Origin of the sequence: Clostridium thermarum, from assembly GCF_006351925.1 — a bacterium.
GTDB classification, from domain to species: domain Bacteria; phylum Bacillota; class Clostridia; order Clostridiales; family Clostridiaceae; genus Clostridium_AU; species Clostridium_AU thermarum.
In genome coordinates this window covers 1,405,897-1,422,492 of the sequence record NZ_CP040924.1, presented here as the reverse complement: position 1 = coordinate 1,422,492, position 16,596 = coordinate 1,405,897, and the positions used below count along the sequence as shown (strand labels likewise).

20 protein-coding genes are annotated in these 16,596 nt (G+C 37.2%); all 20 read right to left on the bottom strand.

All coding sequences use genetic code 11. The features are described from left to right. Positions 1-14 precede the first annotated feature (14 nt). Positions 15-2,528, bottom strand: coding sequence for a flagellar filament capping protein FliD (fliD, locus tag FHY60_RS06285; protein ID WP_139904162.1), 2,514 nt, complete (start codon positions 2,526-2,528; stop codon positions 15-17). 26 nt (positions 2,529-2,554) lie between these two features. Continuing rightward, positions 2,555-2,941 carry a flagellar export chaperone FliS gene (gene fliS / locus FHY60_RS06280; RefSeq protein WP_139904161.1) on the bottom strand — a complete coding sequence of 129 codons (387 nt, stop codon included), beginning with the start codon at positions 2,939-2,941 and terminating at the stop codon, positions 2,555-2,557. A gap of 5 nt (positions 2,942-2,946) precedes the next feature. Continuing rightward, positions 2,947-3,252 carry a hypothetical protein gene (locus tag FHY60_RS06275; RefSeq protein WP_139904160.1) on the bottom strand — a complete coding sequence of 102 codons (306 nt, stop codon included), beginning with the start codon at positions 3,250-3,252 and terminating at the stop codon, positions 2,947-2,949. Between the two features lie 37 nt (positions 3,253-3,289). After that, positions 3,290-3,643, bottom strand: coding sequence for a flagellar protein FlaG (locus FHY60_RS06270; protein ID WP_139904159.1), 354 nt, complete (start codon positions 3,641-3,643; stop codon positions 3,290-3,292). 22 nt (positions 3,644-3,665) lie between these two features. Continuing rightward, the gene (csrA, locus tag FHY60_RS06265; RefSeq protein ID WP_139904158.1) at positions 3,666-3,881 is read right to left on the bottom strand and encodes a carbon storage regulator CsrA; all 216 of its coding nucleotides are present in this window, start codon (positions 3,879-3,881) and stop codon (positions 3,666-3,668) included. A 4-nt stretch (positions 3,882-3,885) separates the two neighbouring features. After that, positions 3,886-4,311, bottom strand: a complete 426-nt coding sequence (fliW, locus tag FHY60_RS06260) for a flagellar assembly protein FliW (protein WP_139904157.1) — start codon at positions 4,309-4,311, stop codon at positions 3,886-3,888. A gap of 36 nt (positions 4,312-4,347) precedes the next feature. Then, on the bottom strand, positions 4,348-5,352 hold the full coding sequence (gene flgL / locus FHY60_RS06255; protein WP_139904156.1) for a flagellar hook-associated protein FlgL: 1,005 nt from the start codon (positions 5,350-5,352) through the stop codon (positions 4,348-4,350). Positions 5,353-5,374: 22 nt separating this feature from the next. Continuing rightward, positions 5,375-7,171 (bottom strand): flagellar hook-associated protein FlgK, encoded by a 1,797-nt coding sequence (gene flgK, locus FHY60_RS06250; protein WP_139904155.1) that lies wholly within the window; start codon positions 7,169-7,171, stop codon positions 5,375-5,377. An 11-nt stretch (positions 7,172-7,182) separates the two neighbouring features. Next, positions 7,183-7,599: a flagellar protein FlgN gene (locus tag FHY60_RS06245; RefSeq protein ID WP_243122242.1), complete on the bottom strand. Its 417-nt coding sequence runs from the start codon at positions 7,597-7,599 to the stop codon at positions 7,183-7,185. Further along, positions 7,596-7,871, bottom strand: coding sequence for a flagellar biosynthesis anti-sigma factor FlgM (gene flgM / locus FHY60_RS06240; protein ID WP_163215882.1), 276 nt, complete (start codon positions 7,869-7,871; stop codon positions 7,596-7,598). Before flgM ends, FHY60_RS06245 begins: the two co-directional genes overlap by 4 nt. A gap of 189 nt (positions 7,872-8,060) precedes the next feature. Then, positions 8,061-9,245: a flagellar motor switch phosphatase FliY gene (gene fliY, locus FHY60_RS06235; RefSeq protein ID WP_139904153.1), complete on the bottom strand. Its 1,185-nt coding sequence runs from the start codon at positions 9,243-9,245 to the stop codon at positions 8,061-8,063. Beyond that, a complete protein-coding gene (gene fliM, locus FHY60_RS06230; RefSeq protein WP_139904152.1) occupies positions 9,238-10,233 on the bottom strand; it encodes a flagellar motor switch protein FliM in 996 nt (331 codons plus the stop codon). Before fliM ends, fliY begins: the two co-directional genes overlap by 8 nt. 20 nt (positions 10,234-10,253) lie before the next feature. Next, on the bottom strand, positions 10,254-10,655 hold the full coding sequence (locus tag FHY60_RS06225) for a chemotaxis protein CheW (RefSeq protein WP_139904151.1): 402 nt from the start codon (positions 10,653-10,655) through the stop codon (positions 10,254-10,256). Positions 10,656-10,701: 46 nt separating this feature from the next. Continuing rightward, positions 10,702-11,061, bottom strand: a complete 360-nt coding sequence (locus tag FHY60_RS06220; protein ID WP_139904150.1) for a response regulator — start codon at positions 11,059-11,061, stop codon at positions 10,702-10,704. A gap of 42 nt (positions 11,062-11,103) precedes the next feature. Continuing rightward, entirely contained in the window at positions 11,104-11,706 is a 603-nt protein-coding gene (locus tag FHY60_RS06215) for a chemotaxis protein CheC (RefSeq protein ID WP_139904149.1), read from the bottom strand. Between the two features lie 26 nt (positions 11,707-11,732). Then, a complete protein-coding gene (locus tag FHY60_RS06210; RefSeq protein ID WP_139904148.1) occupies positions 11,733-13,784 on the bottom strand; it encodes a chemotaxis protein CheA in 2,052 nt (683 codons plus the stop codon). 17 nt (positions 13,785-13,801) lie between these two features. Then, the gene (locus FHY60_RS06205) at positions 13,802-14,569 is read right to left on the bottom strand and encodes a CheR family methyltransferase (RefSeq protein WP_139904147.1); all 768 of its coding nucleotides are present in this window, start codon (positions 14,567-14,569) and stop codon (positions 13,802-13,804) included. 11 nt (positions 14,570-14,580) lie between these two features. Continuing rightward, positions 14,581-15,642: a protein-glutamate methylesterase/protein-glutamine glutaminase gene (locus FHY60_RS06200; protein ID WP_139904146.1), complete on the bottom strand. Its 1,062-nt coding sequence runs from the start codon at positions 15,640-15,642 to the stop codon at positions 14,581-14,583. Between the two features lie 7 nt (positions 15,643-15,649). Further along, positions 15,650-16,138, bottom strand: a complete 489-nt coding sequence (locus tag FHY60_RS06195) for a chemotaxis protein CheD (protein ID WP_139904145.1) — start codon at positions 16,136-16,138, stop codon at positions 15,650-15,652. Positions 16,139-16,148: 10 nt separating this feature from the next. Then, on the bottom strand, positions 16,149-16,595 hold the full coding sequence (locus tag FHY60_RS06190; RefSeq protein ID WP_139904144.1) for a chemotaxis protein CheW: 447 nt from the start codon (positions 16,593-16,595) through the stop codon (positions 16,149-16,151). Between the last annotated feature and the right edge of the window lies 1 nt (position 16,596).

Below are 16,596 nucleotides of genomic sequence, written 5' to 3'. Positions count from 1 at the left end.
TTACTGATGTACTACTAACTCATACCTAACTGCTGCATAAGCCAATTTGATTGTGAATTCAAGGAATTCATGGCGGATTCAAGTTTAGAAAATTGAAGGTAATATCTATTCTCCATGTCTGCTAACTTTTCAGTTAAAGCAGATATTCTTTCATCATGTCTTTTTAACTCGCTATACAGGGTATTGTTAAACTCACTGAAATCTCCCACCAAACCTGCCTTTTCAAGTAAAGTACCCTTTCTTCCACTACTATCACGGACTGTTCTCACATTATCCTGTAAGATGTCGTTGATCCTTTGAAATATTCCTATTTCCTTATATCGCTTATCATAATTTGTGTGATCTGCAGTATAGCTAGTATCAGAGCTTTTAAACAACAGGTCCCTTACCTTGTCAGGATTATTAAGGAGGGCATTTCTTAGTTTGTCCTCGTCCTTGATAACAATTTTACCCCCTGAAGTGATATCTGGGGAAGTAGATAATCCAATTTCACTCAAGGAAATACCAGCCCCCTCCACCTTATCGAAGAAAGCTTTCCTTAGGTTTGAAAGCATATTTGACAGTGCGGAATCATTTCTTATAAGTCCGGTCTTCGCCTTTTCTTCCCAGAGCTTAATTGTATCTTCACTCATTTCTTTCTTCTGTTCTTCCGTAAGAGGCATATAATAACCGTCATATTTTCCTGACTTCGGTCTGGATTCGCTTATCTTTTTACTGATTGTCTCAATTAATTCATTATACTTATCTATGAAATCCTTAATTGTTTTAACTGCATCACCTGTATTCGCAGTTGTAGTAAAAGTAATAGGACTTGTGGTCTCCTTGTTTAAAACATAGCTAACGTTGTCAATGGTAAAGGAATTTGTAGAGTAGTACAGTGTGTTGGACTCTCCTCCAGGATTGGTTATAGTAACCTTTGCATCCTGACCTTTAACATTTGAAAGATCAGCAGTTCCAAACAGAGTTTTTAAAAATTCTCCACCCTTATTTCCTTCAGTGATTTCGTTATCTACTGCACTTATAACCTGATCTTCACCGGTATTTTTAGAAGAAATTGTGAATTTTCTTGTAAGCTCACTGTAGGTTATATCCACACCTGCTTTTGAAGATATGTCATTGATAATTTCTTTTATACTTTTACTCTTTGCACCTACGTAATCACCTTGTGTCTCATCAGTACTAAAATCATAATAAAAATCTTTGCCATTTACAGTGAACCTAACCTTGCCGCTTACTAGAGCAGACATTTTATCGCTTGTGGTCATATTCACAGTGAAATTTGTAGACATCCCCAAAGTTGCATTGGCATTTCCACTCAAACTAATTTGCAAGTCTGATTTAGAAACAAAGGTCAACTTTCCACTGCTATCTACTGTAGCTTTGAATAAGTAATTATTGTCATCAGTATACATCTTTGAATCATCTGTTTTTCCAGGCACACTGACATTTTTAAGTTTTTCATTTATATCAGCTGCAATCCCTTCATAGGGATTAGAATCATTTGAATAATCCTTTGCTGTGAGGGTTATAGTATATCGTGTCCCACTTATATTTAGGGTTAAAGTATCATTTACTCCTTGAATAATTCTTCTATCATAAGATAATGTATCTCCTGATACTGTAGGATTAGATACAGCTGTACTGCCTGCACCTACACCGGCACTACTTAAATCTACTTTACTGTCAATATGATAATTTCTATTGTCACTGCCTCCACCTGTGTATTCCACCCTTAAGCCATCTGATGATACTTGTGCCTTGAAGCCATCGGGAATGGAATTGCCATCACCATCTTTTGCACTGGCCAACTTGGCATTAATAGCAGAGGATAATTCATCTAAAGTATAATTTCCTTCATTCAGCGTAATATTAAACGATTTCCCTTCTGAAGTAGTAACTGTCAGCTCTTTATTATCACTCTTTATTTCCACCAACTGTTTCATAACAATACTCTTACCGTCTGATGACATTACAGCCTTAACACTTTTACCCATGTCTGCTGAAGCTAGTTTAGTGTTAATAGCACTTGTAAGTTCACCTAAGTTAGAGTAGGTTTTATTATCAAGGGTGATTTCTTTTCCATTTACAGTTAGCTTGTTATTTGAATCATTAATAACTACCGGGAAGTTTAAGCTTCCGCTGACTTGTTTTACATTTATACTATTACTTGATGTTACGCTGGCTTTCTTTGCTAATTTTTCCACTTCTATCTTGTAATCACCAATGGCAGCGTTAGCTCCCGGTATCATTGTTACAGAGTTAGTGGTATCTAGGGTACTGGCTTTGACAGTAGACAGGTTTCTATCTGAAAGCATATAAGTATCCTTTTTCAGCACATCAAAGTAAGTATTTTTAAAATTATTTATAGAACCTATCAACCCTCTGTATATTTCCTGCTTCCATTCAGTTATCTGTCTATTCTGCTTAGCTGTGTCCACTCTTGTCTGATAAGGCTGCAGCATTTGCTTAATTAAGGTATCTGTATCAAGTCCTGTAGCCAAGCCTGTGATTCTAAGGGAACTAGCCATAATGTTTCACCTCCACACTTCACATTTTACTTAAGGTTTTTCGAGGCTTTATAAGCCTCTTCCCAGGTATTCTTAACCTCTTCTATAAGAGGAAGAACTTCATCCATTATAGTTACGTCCTTCTTGATGTTTGCATCTGTAAGCCTTCTTACAATGAAATCATATATATTCATCATAGCCTTAGCCCATTCTCCGCCTTGTTCAACGTTTAAAGTCGCTATTAATTCATAAAATATATTCTGAGCCTTTACAAGATTTTCATGGGACTTTTTAATATCCTTGTCCAATATTGCTTGTCTACCTATTTTGGCAAACTTCACTGCGCCTTCTACCAGCATTAAAAGCAGCTGTTCCTTAGAAGCGTAAGTAACACTATTATTTTTATAAGTTGCATATGGATTATTTAAAGCCATAATTATTACCTCCTGCTATCTATAAATAGCCCTCTGTATTCTGCAGCATTTTTTAGATTCTCTTCTTTTTCCGCTACCACATCAATTTGTTCTATTTTCACCGCTTCTACACTAATCTTTTTCCCTTTGGTATATTTTTCTAAGTTAAACTTCTCCCGGGGCTTTCTTTTGTTATTCCTCTGCTCACGTCTCTCTTCATAAGATCTTTTATCTATACTGATACCCTTCTTTGTATGAACCTTGCCTTCCGCAGTTGCATCATTAATCTTCTTTCTTAGGTCGGTATCAATTTTATTGAGCCTGAACTCCATACATACCCCTCCTTATGATATAGCTTGTCTAATATTTTTAAGCTCGTTTATCAACAAGGATTCCTACCATTTCAATCATTTTTGCTACCATGTCCAAAATCTTCTTTGGAGGAATTTCTTTTACAATCTCCTTGGTCTCACAGTCTCTTATAGTGATCATTACATCTTTCAGTTTCTCATGCATCTCATATTCTGCATAGGTTCCGTTATCACTTAAAAAGGTATTGAGTTTTTCTACGGCCTTTTTAAGGTCATCTTCATTGAGTTCTGGCTTGCCGTTATAATTTGTCTCACTTACCCCTGTATTCTTGATACCTTCTCTATATTGTACTTCATAACCGAGGTTTCCAGCTTGTATTGGTCCTCCCTGACCTAGTCTGATAACTTCCATATTCTATACACCTCTTATAAAATTATTTTTTAATATTCTTAAGCATATCCAAATTAAACTTAACAGCATTCTTGTTTTCTTCCTGCACTTCCTTGTACAGTTCTTTTCTTAAAATAGTAACACTTTTAGGTGCATCAATGGCTAACTTTACTGAGCCATCATCCAGCTTAACTACTGTAATTTCTATATCACTGCCTATTAAAATCGATTCTCCTTTTTTTCTGGTTATAACTAACATACCATCACTCCTGAACTAAAGGATGTTTTATCATATACTTATCATTATCCAGTATTATTTGTTCCCCTAATCTTTCATTAATATTTACAATAATAGGAGCTTTTAAATTGACAGTGATATTTTCCAGCCTGGTGCTCAGGGTTACCGTGGATAGTACCAGCACATCCTGCTCGGACCTGATTTTTAACCCTTCCAATAGGTCGTCATTAAGCTTGAACTCATAGTCCTTCATCACTGAGAAAGGTGAAATTGTCACCAGCCCGATACCTTCATCTTCAATAGACTGCAGTATACTAAAAACATCATTTTCTTCTACGGGAAAGAGGATAAACTTTTTTAGATTTTCAAAACCTGGTAATCCATTTTTGAAGTTGATAACATCCTTTTCCGAATATTCTTTTACACCGTGATATTTAGTATTTAATTTCATGTTGATCCTCCTATATCTGCCATCCCCAATGAAAAATTATCGTATATAATCCATCAGAGTTGGCTGCAGTACCTTAGCACTTGTCTGCAAGGATGCAATGTATACCGTCTGCATGGTTGCATATTCCATGGTCTTTTCAGTTATATCTATGTCTTCCGTGTTTGATAGAATTTCCGTCAAGTTAAAATTTTCTTCTTCATTTCTTTCCTTTGCACTTTCCATTCTGTTTTGCTTTGCACCGACGGTAGATCGGATTTTTAGCAGATTGTTTACTGCATCTGTTATGGCCTTCAGGTCACTTCCGGTTATGGCCTCTGCAGCAGCCTGTTTATCACTTTCTGAAGGCTCACCGTCATCATCTAATTTTCCATCTAGGTGATTAACTATATTCCTCAATATTTCTTTTAAGTTATATTCTGTTCCATCTTCACTTTTAAAGGACATAATTTCTGCTGCTGTAACATTGTAATCAATGCTGACTCCTTGGGAAACCTCTACAGATAATTTAGCAGCAATCATATTCTTCTGATTTTCTTTATCGATACCATTATCCAACAAGTTGAAGTCCAAGGTAGTGTTGTCAGTATCACATGTCTTACTTGTGGTCATGGGTTTTGTTGTTCCCCTGGAACCTCCAAAGATGTATTTACCGTCAAAGCTGGTATTCATTATCTGAGCAAGCTCTTCTATTCTCTCGTTGATTTCGTCCTTTATGGCTTTTCTTTCTTCACTGCCATAGGCCGCATTTCCTGCAGATACCAATAGTTCTCTTACTCTTTGCAGCACATTTCCCGCCTGACCTAAAGCTGTGTCTGTAGTATCCAGCCAATTTATTGTATCACTTATATTTTCATTATACTGCTTATTTGCATTTATACCTGTGTGCAGCTGCATTGCTCTTGCCACCTTAAAGGGGTCATCGGAAGGCCTTCTGATTTCCTTTCCCGAGGTCATCTGCTGCTGCAAAGTCCTCAAATTTTCAAGATTATTACTCATATCATTTAGAAAGCTTGTTGCTAGCATCTTGTTAGTGACTCTCAAATCTTATCACCTCTTCTTAACATTATCTCTTTAAGCCATTTACCACTACATCTAACAGCTCATCTACTGTGGATATTATCTTTGCATTTGCCTGGTAAGCATGTTGAAATTGAATTAGATTGGCCATTTCTTCATCCAGCGACACACCCGAAATACTCAGCCTGCTCTCATTAAAGCTGTTGAGCAGTGCTGCCTGATTCTTTACAATTCTCTTTGCTTCCTGGGCTTGGATTCCCAGCTTATTTATTGTATCTTTAAAAAAGTTATCTATAGTCATTCCACTGGTATCGCTTGGTATAGACATGTTTGAACTATCACCGAATCCCCCATTTAGGTCAATCAGCTGTTGTCTGCTGGTAATAGTATCTCCCATATCCTGTATTCTTATAAGCACATCCCTTAGCCTAGCTATAGCCTGTGCTCTTGCACCATCAGTTTCACCATCTATGTCATTATCAGCAGGATTATTAAACTGATAATCATTGGTCCTTGTCTTAATAAGCATTACATCTTCAAGTATTCTCTTATTGACAGAAATATTTCCTGCGGTTATTTCCTTCTCTGCTTCAGCTATTTTACTTGCATCAGTAGTATTCCTTGCCACATCATTGTTCACAAAGAAAGGTATGCTGTCATCAGCTGCATTACTTTTTCCACTGTGTACGGCGTTTACGGCAAAAGCAAGGGCCTTAGCCATGGAATTCAACTGGTCAATATAGACATCTATGTCCTGAGTTATGGTCATGTAACCATTTAACTCTCCTGAAGAGGGCTTAAACAAATTTAATTGGCTTACATCAACTACAGAATTATCTGCAATTGGATTTCCATCTTTTCCTATGATATTTCCATTTTTAGCTGCCCACATTACCCTTGTTTGCTCAATTTCTTTTACATCTGCTTCTGATAATCCTTCGACGGTTATGGTTTTGTACTGATTGGTTATATCCCCCATAGGGAAATAGCTTATGGTGTACTGTCCAGGCACAGGCTTTCCATCAGCATCCACAACTTGCTTTATATCCCTTATACTGGATAATCTATTAACTTGATCGTTAGGCTTAGCTCTTACCAAGGCTGGCTGCTCAACACCATTGATATCTGCAGGATATACATTTATACCTTCAAAATCATCTTTTACAATTTTTATATCAATTTTCTGACTTAATTGATCTAAAAGTAAGTCTCTTTTATCCATTAAGTCATTAGGCATATTGCCAGCAACCTTAACACCTATTATCTGCTGATTTAACTCATTTATTTGGGAAACCAGACTGTTTATATCTAATACATTGCTATTGGTCAGTTCATTTGCATTACTCTTTAGCTTAACCAATTGATTATAAGTGTGATTTAATTCCTCTGCCAGGGCCGCTGATTGTTGGGCCACTACCGTTCTGGCATTGGAACTATGAGCTTGCTTTGACAGCTGCTGCCATGAATCAAAGAACTTACCTAAAAGGGTTGAAAGCCCGGTTTCCGAAGGTTCATTGAAAATACTCTCTACTTCATTAAGAAATTTCTGTCTTGCTTCATATTTTCCGTAGGTACTTGTCTCTACACGAACCTGATAATCCAAGAAAGTGTCTCTAACCCTCTGAATGGCTGATATTTGAGCTCCGGTTCCCAGCTGCCCCGGTTCTGCAACACTATTGAGACTTGACATGCCAAAGGGTCTGGTAGTTTCAACCAGTACTCTCTGTCTTGAATAACCTTCCGTATTTGCATTAGCTATATTATGAGATGTAACTTCAATGGCCTTTTGCTGCACATTCATTCCTCTCTTAGCTACATTAAATGTTGAAAATAATCCTGACATCTCTTACACCTCTATCTTTTCATTTTCCCATAGGCATTATAGGTTTTTGCTTTTCTATCCGGGGATAATATATTTAACATTCTTGTACTGAATCCTAGTCCCTGCTTTATCAACATATCGTTTGTTTCTTTCTGAACCTCAATATCAGCCAGCAGCCTTTTTATAGTCCTGTAGTTCTTATCTAAAGTCTCATCCTTCAAATTTAAAACAACTAAACTCATAGACTGACCGGCAGTCAGCTTTCTTCGTTCTACTTCCAGCTCAGCAACTTCCTTATTTATGTGTTGTATCTTTGAAACTATTGCTTCAAGGCCAAAAATATCATTTTTCAGCAGTAATTCATGTTGTTCTTCCAGCACCTTAAGGAGTTTATTGAGGGCTTCTGTTTCTTTTACAACCATACTGTTTAGTTTTTCAGCCATCATCATACATCTCTCCCCTGAATGAAATCGATTATCTTTTGAGCTACTACACGGGCATCCGGCTTATAAGTTCCTTTTGAGATTTCATTTCTTATCTCTTCAATACGTTTATCTGAGCACTGAAGGTTATTATCCAAAGAGAGGCTGCTTAGGCTTTTACCAACGTTGGATATCTCAATTCTATCTGAGTTTAGCTTTTTCGTTTCAACTACCTCTGATTTTTTATTTACACTGTATATACTTATAACCTTGATGGGTGCAACTCCATTAATCTTCATTATCATAACCTCCGTAACTGTTCCTTTATTCCTATTATCGACCATTATTAAAGAAAGTTTAGTGCTGAAGCAAATAAAAATTCCCGTGTATATACACTTCAGCAACTTCTTCTAACATACTGATAGATATTTCGAAATAAAAAATAAAAGGAAGCATTCACTGCATTTTAAAAGCAGTAAATGCTCCTATTACTTGCCAAGACTTTGTATTCTTTCACTATTACTTACAATGCTGGTAATTCTAACTCCAAAATTTTCATCAACCACTACTACTTCGCCATAAGCAACTCTCTTACCGTTGACTAGAATCTCCACAGGTTCTTCAGCCAATTTGTCAAGTTCTATCAAGGAACCGGTTCCTAAAGCTAGTATATCCCTGATACTTTTCTTGGTTCTACCCAATACCACAGATATCTCCAGTGGTACATCTAATATAAGGTCTATATTCTTAGGCTGACTTTGTATAGGCTGCTGCTGAAGAGGTTGAAACTGTGCCTTCTGTACTTCCACAGGCGGCGCTTTTTCAATCGGCTTTTCCTGAAAACCATAGCTGTTATAGTCCGGATTATTATACTCCTGATACATAAAGCTGTTATTTGGCTGCATGGGCATACTCTGCTGCATTGGTGCGGTATGCTGAACGGGCATGCTTTGATGTGCACTTTGGCTTGGTGCTGGTGCAGATGCAGCAGGCTGAGATGTTTCCTCTCCCATCATTATTGAAACTATCTTTTTAGCAGTCTCAACCGGTAATACCTGCATAATCCTGCTATCTACCAAATCTCCGATAGTCAGCCTAAATGAAACCTTTACTATATGTTCATTAGGGTCTATATCTTCTACCATCATATTGCCATCTTCGAACCATATATTAGCAACTGGAGGTGAGATATTTACTTCTCTTGCAAACATGGTTGCCATAGAAGTGGCAGCGGACCCAATCATCTGATTCATGGCCTCAGAAACTGCACTTTCTTCTATCTCCGATAATTGAGTTGTGGATACTTTCCCGTCACCGCCCATCATCAAATTAGCTATAACAGCAGCATCGGTTATTTTTAAAATCAGCACATTCTTGCCGGAAATGCCGCTGACATATTTGACTTCCAGTGCAATATTAGGAACCTCAAATTCAGTTTTCATCTTTTCCAAGGTTGTAACAGTAACCACTGGCGTGGTTATATTAACCTGTTGGTTGATAATCTGTGACAGTGCCGTAGAAGCTGATCCCATGGAAATGTTGCCCACTTCGCCTAATAAATCTTTCTCCAAATCTGTTAGAATTTCCTCTTTCTCTTCCTCTGCAGCAGAAAATGCTCCTCCACCATTCAATAGTGAATCTATTTCTTCTTGTGAAAGAAATCCATTACTCATAATTTTCCACATCCTTATCAATAATATCTAATATCTCTACTCCCAAAGACTTATTCACTATACCCGGTCGTGCGTAATATACTTCTTCGTCCTCAGCGAAAACCTTAATTGCATCGGTAATCTTAATTTCTAAAGGAATGACGTCTCCCACATTTAATCTTAAGAAATCATCAATGGTAATATGTGCTTTTCCAAGCACCGCCGTCAATTTTACATCCACGATATTCAGTCTCTGCTCAAGCTTTTGCTGAGATTCCTTACGGAGAGAATCATCTGCTTGTTGGAACCAATACTGCACTACCAGTTTATCAAGTACCTTTTCTATACAAAGGTAAGGAATACATATGTTGATAAAAGACGTATTCTTACCTATTTCCACAGAGAAACTGATCAAAGCAACCGGCTCATTAGGTGCCAAGGTCTGATTCAAAGCCGGATTTGTCTCTAAGCCTTCAATTTCGGGTTCTACTTTGATGATGTCCTCCCAGGCAAGCCTTAAGTTTGATATTAGACCTTTATTAACTTGTTTTATTATGTTTTTATCTATGTCTGTAAATTCTCTAAGCTTATACTTCCTATCCCCATTGCCTCCAAGCAGTATATCAATAACCTGGTATACAAATTGTGGATTTGTTTCAAACAATATAGATCCGCTTAAGGGTGGCATTTTAAATATTGTCAATACCGTAGGGTTTGGTATTGAGTGTATGAATTCCTCATAAGTTATCTGCTCTATGGTTTCAATTTTTATTTTAGCATTGGTTCTAATCTGAGCCGTTAGATAATTTGAAATTATTCTGGCAAAGTTATCGTGTATTAATTCCAAAGTTCTTAAATGCTCCTTAGAAAACTTTTGGGGACTTCTAAAGTCGTATAACTTCACCTTCTGCTTTTCTTCTTCTTTAGAAAGCTCATCCGGATGCAATTCTCCAGAGGATAAGGCAGATAAGAGAGCATCTATTTCACTTTGTGATAATACTTCTGCCATATATTTCCCTCATTTCCTTGCTAATTTAGCTTTAATTCATCAATATCTATTAATGTAACGATTCTATCGCCTAAATTTACAATACTCTTTACATATTCTTTATTCTTATTATCTTTAATCTTTTCTAATTTATTATCAGTAATATCCATTACTTCACTGACGGAGTCTACCGCAATTCCTACTAATTCATCCTTAAGACTTAGAATAATTATATTTTTTTTCTCAAATCCTTTTTTTTCTATATCCAATAGCAGTTCCAAATCCAATAGTGATATAACATTACCTCTTAAATTTATTAACCCCTTGATATACTTTGGAGCACCGGGTACCTTAGTAATTTGCATCATGTCATTTATACCTTGAACCTTAGAGGTTTCTACGGCGAATTGTTCATCATTAAGTCTAAAAACAATTATTTGCATATTTATCACCCCCGTACATAAATATTACCCTAATGCAGAGCCTTAATTATCCAATTACTTTTCTTATGGCTTCAAGAACTCTATCCTGCTGGAAAGGCTTAACGATAAAGTCTCTTGCCCCAGCTCGGATAGCATCCATAACCATTGTCTGCTGTCCCATGGCGCTGCACATTATAACTTTTGCGCCAGGATCAAATGCTTTTATTTGTCTTACAGCTTCTATTCCATCCATATCCGGCATGGTTATATCCATGGTAACCACATCAGGTCTTTCCTTTTTATACATTTCTACAGCCTTAACACCATTATTAGCTTCACCGATAACTTCGAAACCATTCTTTTCCAATATATCCTTTATCATCATTCTCATAAATGCAGCATCATCTACGATTAATACTCTAGCCATTTTTTATCCTCCTCTAAATTACGTTTAAAGTAATTTTTATAATTAATTTATACCTAATGAATTTAATATTTTTTCCAATGAGCCCGGCTTTGGAACATAGTAGAAGTGTCCACCAATCTTAGTTTCATCCTGATTTTGAAAAATAGTTTCAATATCCAGCACATGATCGTCAAACTGTTCGGACTCCATGAAAGTTGTTGACAAAATGGCTCCAGCCATGTCATATGCCACAGCCGGTACCGACGGCATAATTAACAAGCCAGTGAACTTAGCTATTGCGTTCATATAAGATCCTGAAATTATATTTCCAACTTCGCACAGAACTGAATAGCCTAGTTCGGTAAACTCTTCTTCCCTCTTTCCCGTCAATAATTCTATCATGTTATTTGCAGTGTCATAATCGAACACAAATAAAATATTTCCCGGGGTATCTCCTAATACCCTCACTATTACAGCTACAACAAGTTCTTCACCGTCGTTTCTGTTGAAGATATCATTAAATGGAACAATATTTACTGAAGGTACAGTCATATCAACTTTCTTGTTGATCAATTGTGATAATGCAGTAGCCGCATTCCCCGCTCCGATATTTCCTACCTCAGCTAAGGCATCTAGCTGCAAGGCATTAAATTCAATATTGCTCATGCTCTACCCTCCTTGGTTTAAGTAACCTATATTAAGGCTGCTGCATCAAGTATTAGTGTAACCAAACCATCACCCAGTATAGTGGCGCCGATGTATTCTTTTAAGCCCTGCAGGGTTTTACCCAGAGGCTTAATAACAATTTCCTGCTGGCCAAGCAATGAATCAACCAATAAACCTGCAGTCTTATCACCAATCTGTGCAATAACAATAAATTTATTTTTGCTTTCATCACTATGGATTCCAAGCTTTTGATTTACTCTTACAAAAGGAATTACATTTCCCCTGTATAGTATTACTTCTCTATTATTAGACTTCTTAACCATTGACTCATCAAAATCGATAACTCTATCTATATAACCTAAGGATATAGCCATAGTCTCGGAGCCAACCTTCACAAGAAGGGCCTGAATAATCTGTAAAGTTAGTGGCAGCTTTATCACAAAAGCTGATCCTTTACCCATTTCACTTATAACATCTACGGTACCACCAAGAGAGTTAATCTTTGTCTTAACAACATCCATCCCAACTCCTCTTCCTGAGATGTCTGTTACTGTCTCGCTTGTACTAAAACCCTGAGCAAAGATTAAATTTCTAATATCATTTTCTGACATCCCCTCAGTGTTTATACCTGACTTTTCTGCTTTTCTTCTGACTTTTTCTATGTCTATGCCGTTTCCGTCATCCTCCACTCTTATTACAGCCTTGGTGCCTTCCTGATAAGCCACTAATTTAATTGTTCCAACAGGATTTTTACCCCTTTTGATTCTCTCCTCTTTAGTCTCTATACCGTGGTCTGCGGCATTTCTTATAAGATGAATCAGCGGTTCTCCGATTTCGTCAATAACTGTTCTATCTAACTCTGTATCGGCACCCTTTATAATAAAATCAATTTCCTTACCTAATTCAACGGACAGGTCTCTGATAAGTCTTGGGAATCTGTTAAATACTATTTCCAGAGGAAGCATTCTGATCTTCATTACTAAGTCCTGTAAATCAGATGTAGTTCTGGCAACCTGTTCTAAGGTTTCATTCAATTCTGTGAGCTTGTGATTTTGACTGATCTGCTCAAGCCTCGTTCTGTGTATAACCAGCTCAGAAACCATATTCATAAACCTATCCAATCTCTCAAGGTCTACTCTTACAGATTGATGGGCTTTCTTATGGGTTACTGCGCCTTCTTTTTCAACACTTGCAGCCTTCTTTTCAGGTGTAGCTGCCTTAGGTTCAGCCTTTTGAACAGGCTCCTGTACCTTCATCTCTTGAGCTACTCTCGTCTCATTTTGTGGCTGTTGAGCAGCAGCCTTCACTTTAGAAGCTTCCAAAGGCATAACTATAACCTTATCCACCTCTGAAATTCCCATCAGGGATTCATATATACTGTTTTGATCCTTTGAAGTAACATATATTAACTTTATCTCAAAGTCAAAGTTCTCATTTTCTAGTTCTTCTGTCCCGGGTACAGACTTTATGATCTCACCGTGTTCTTCAAGGCTCTTAAACACTAAAAATGCTCTGGCAGACTTCAACAGAGTATTTTCACTGAGAATAACGTTTATTTCAAATACATTGTAGCCTCTGTAGTTGGCCTCTTTGACTATGTTAATATCATACTCGTTTAACTGCACTCTGCTAACTTCATGCTGTAGCTCATTAGTCTGTTCAAGCTCTGCCTCTTTGCTCGGCACCTCATCTTCTATTCTATTAGCGGCAATTGCCTGCAAGTCTCTTATTATCGAAGAAATATCTATATCATCGCTGTTTCCTTCTTGTATGTTGTTTACCATGTTCTCAAGAGTATCAAGACAGTCAAAAAGCACAGTTACTACCTTTTGATTTACGCTTAATTCCCCCTCCCTGAATTTTGACAAGACATCTTCCATTTTATGTGTCAACTCTGCCATATGGCTGAACCCCATGGTGGCAGCCATACCCTTTATTGTATGAGCCACTCTGAAAATTTCATTTACTTTATTGACATCATCAGGGTTCTGTTCAAGCTCAAGCAGCGACTCGTTCAATGTCTGTAGGTTATCCATAGATTCCTCCAAAAACATTGACATATACTGTTGTGTATCCATGTAACTTCCTCCTAACTTTATAGCTTTTTATAGATAAAGGTTGAAGCCTTTTCGAAACCAAACTCTCTGTAGTTGTATATACTCTCGGTGGCCCCTACAAAAAGCATGCCACCCTTCTTTAGAGACTTGTAAAACTTCTCATATATCATATTTTTTACATCCTGGTTAAAGTAAATTACTACATTTCTGCACACAATCAAATCAAAATTCTCTTCATACTTGTCAAGAATAAGATCGTGTTTTACAAAGTTTACAAGCCCTTTTATATTGCTGTTGATGAAGTATTTATCTCCTTCAACAGTAAAATACTTTTTTAAATATTCCGGTTTTACATTCTTTATATCACTTATTGTATACTGACCAATTTTGGCTCTCCCCAAAATTGTAGCATCTATATCTGTTGCTAATATGCTGTGTTTTCCCAAGGGCGCAACCTCATTCAATATGATACCCAGAGAGTATGGTTCAGCTCCAGTAGAGCACGCGGCACTCCATACTTTTAAATTTTTATTTATAGGTAATAAATCTGAGGAGATTTTCCTTTGGAGCTCTTCGAACATTTCCGGATTTCTAAAAAATTCAGTTACATTAATTGTGATAAAGTCTAAAAACCTCTGTCTTTGTGCTGGGTCCCTCTTAAGTAAAGCAACATATTCTTCCAGGTTTGCTACGCCAAGTCTTGACATTAGACTGGATATTCTCCTGTGTAATTGGTTAGACTTATATGCTGACAAATTTATCCCAAATTCTTTTAATGCCCATTGTTCAAATTTTACAAAGTCCATTATTACCTCCGCTATCCCATAACTAATGTCACAATTTCTGCCGGTATTTCTCCAAGGGGAAGAACTTCATCCACCATACCTGTCTCATAGGCTGCCTTAGGCATGCCATATATTGTACACGTACTTTCATCTTCCGATATAGTTATTCCACCTTTTTTCTTTATCTCTACAGTACCGGCAGCTCCATCTCTTCCCATACCTGTAAGAACTATGCTTACTAAGTTAGATCCATAAACTTCAGCTGCAGTCATAAATAATTTGTCCACTGCAGGCCTAACCCCCCATATTGCCGGTTCTTTGTTAAGCTCTATCCTCTTATCCCTTGTTAGCTCCATGTGAAATCCGCCAGGGGCCACATATACAGTATTCTTTTCTATATACTGACCATTTCCTGCTTCAACTACAGTAAGATCGCTATTGGCGTTTAATCTATCTGCAAAAGCCTTTGTAAACCCTGCCGGCATATGCTGTACCACGAATATTGGTACTCCTATATTTGCAGGTAAGGCAGTTATCACTGTATACAAAGCTTTGGGTCCGCCGGTAGAAGCTCCTATAACTACAGCTTCCGGCCTAATCCTTACTGTTTTTTTATCTATCCTTCTTTTATTTTTTTCAAGGCCATTAGGTGACCCAGCATATTTATTACCTTCAAAAGAAAGTCTCTTGCCCTTATCAAATGCAAGTTTAATTCTCTCTATAAGATTACCCTTTACCTTATCAATGTCTAAGCTTATTTGTCCTGAGGGCTTAGATATAAAATCAAAAGCCCCAGCTTCTAAACACTCCATGGTAGAAGATGTATCTCTAGAAGACACACTACTGAGTACAATTACCGGTATATCTATGTTTCTTCGCTTTAATTCCTGTAATGCCTGTATGCCTCCCATGATAGGCATTTCTACATCTAAAGTTATAACGTCGGGCTGAACTTTTTGAACCTTACTAAGTAAATCTTCACCGTTTCTTGCAGTGTCAACAACTTTCATATCTGCCTGCGAATTTATCATATCCGATATAATTTTTCTCATCAAAGCTGAGTCGTCTACTACTAATACCTTAATCAAATTCATCCCCCCATCATATCTCTGCTGCCGGTAGTCCCACCGTCCTAATTTGAACCAATCCGCTATGTGTATTCAATATCATAGTTCTACCTCTGTTACCGCCTACATCTTCCGCCAAAAGGGGAATATTTAATTTTTGTAAAGCTGTTTTCACAGCACTGCAATTTCTGGCGCCAATATCCATGATCATGCTCTTATCAGAAAAGCTAAACATTGAAGCGCCACCAGCAATTTTTGCCTTCAGATTTCTTGGATTTGCTCCCATTTTCTGCAGTCTTTCCAAAAGCAAAGGCACCGCAAGATCTGCAAATTTGAAAGGATTTGTCACATTATTAAATTGTGTGCTGTCCGGTAGCATAATATGGGCTAACCCACCTATACGAAGCTGTTGGTCATAAAGAGCAATTCCCACACAGGAACCTAATCCAACAGTAATTAACTTATCCGGAGAAGCTGCAACATTCAAATCTGCTATGCCTACTCTAATTTCTTTTATCTCCATATAATCCACCTTACAGTAAGTCTTCCTTCTCTTCCTCCGTTAAAATCGTTGATAAATTTAAAAATACAACGATTTTATCTTCCAACTTAATTAAACCCTTTATATACCTTTTAGAAATTCCAGCTACAACCTCCGGGGCCGGTTCTATATCACTTAATTTAACATCCCTAACTTCAGAAACCAAATCAACAATGATACCTATTCTGCCCTTATTTTCTTTAGCTACAATTATCTTGGACTCTTGTCCTATATATGAATTATTTAAATTAAATCGTTTATACAGATTCATGATGGGCAGTATATAGCCTTCATGATTGATTACGCCCTCTATAAAGGCCGGTGAATCAGGTAGCTTAGTGGGAGTTTGATAACTGCTTATTCGTTCAACCTCCATAATATCTGTAGCATAATATTCACCGTTTACCAAGAAAATCAAAATTTTAATTTCTTTATCCATA